The sequence below is a fragment of the Brachyspira catarrhinii genome (assembly GCF_005518285.1).
Lineage (GTDB): Bacteria > Spirochaetota > Brachyspiria > Brachyspirales > Brachyspiraceae > Brachyspira > Brachyspira catarrhinii.
The window spans coordinates 1-1,482 of sequence record NZ_SJDU01000488.1; the positions used below are offsets into that span (position 1 = coordinate 1).

The window sequence follows — 1,482 nt, forward strand, 5'->3', positions numbered from 1 at the left end:
GTTGGCTTCATATATAGTAAAATCTTTTTGTATATTAACTGGGGTTAAATCAAAAAATTCACTAAACCTATCTAAAGAAAATCTTATAGTATAATCCTCATATGTATTGTGTATTGTATTGTATGCATATAAAGTCGTTTTATATTTTTCTCCTATGGATAAAATTATACTATTAGAATACGCGCTCCAAATATTTAAATTAGAAACTGCAAAACTTCCATCTTCATTATTCCAAGTAGAACCTCCGCTATCTTTATTATACCAATCTGGCGCTCTATTAAGCTCCAAGCCATAACCGTAATTTTTTATATAATCGGGTTTATCTAATTTTAAAGGTTTGTTAGAATATTTATAAATAAAGTTTGGAGAGAAGAAGCCTTTTGAAACTACATTTGCTTTATAAACATATCCCGCGGGGCTTTCCATAATCAATTCAAAATCTTGTAAAATTCCTTTATGGTTTAAATTTCCTAACAGGTATAAAATTATTAAAGCTATAATAGTAATAATTATAAACGGAATATAAATTTTTAGAAATAAATTCTTATTTTTTACATTTTCATCTTCATCTTTTATTTGCTTTGTTATTATTTCCATTGTTAAATACCCATATCCAATTTTTCGTATTTATTTAATTTTAAAGTTATCTTTATAAAAAATAATTCAAACTTTAATCTTTTATCCGATTGCCTAATTCTTATTATTGTATGATTGAATAATGAAACATCTATATATGTAAACCATTTTTTTACAAATCTTTCATAATTAATAGCTTTATATATTAACTCGTCTTTACTATTATATAGAGGCGACATCCTATAATATTTCCACCATAATTTAATACCTTCAAAACTATACCAAAATTTTTCTTTATAAAGCCAAGGTTTATTTTCTCCAATATAATGAATTATACCGGGATTTTTGAAGCGTTTTTTAATTTCCTTTATTCTATTTTTATCATTCTGATAAGAAATATAAAAATCTAAATCTTTAAGAAGATTCCATCTTGAATCCAAATATTTAACCCTTTTTTCCAATACGGCATTCAATATGTCTTGGTCCTGAAATTCTAAAGGACTATTTTGTTCTGTAAATTCTAATAATTCGTTTAAAATATTGTCTTCTCTAAATTTTTTTAAATTTAATAATAAAACTCCCGCGTTAAAATATTTTAGACTTTCCTTTTTCAATATATTTAAAACATATTCTCTAATGTTTAAGTTTTTGCTTGTAATAAAATTTTCATGCTTTACGGAGATTTCCATATTCATATCTTGTATGGCTCCTATAGCATAATCATCAATATTAAAGTTATATAATTTTGATAAATCATCCATAATTATTAAATCCGCGTCTAAATATAGAACTTTGTCATATTGCGGAAGTAACTCTGCGATAAAAAATCTAAAATATGTCTCTATAGATATATAGTTATAATTTTTTCTTCTCGACATATAACTTTCTATATTGAATTTTTTAACC

At 24.4% G+C, this 1,482-nt stretch carries 1 protein-coding gene and 1 pseudogene; both read right to left on the bottom strand.

Annotated elements, in window-relative coordinates; all coding sequences use genetic code 11:
* Positions 1 to 597 (bottom strand): annotated as a pseudogene (locus EZH24_RS11710) (hypothetical protein); the annotation flags it as partial.
* 2 nt (positions 598 to 599) lie between these two features.
* The coding region (locus EZH24_RS11715; protein WP_137999264.1) for a glycosyltransferase family 8 protein at positions 600 to 1,482 on the bottom strand (883 nt) is incomplete at its 5' end.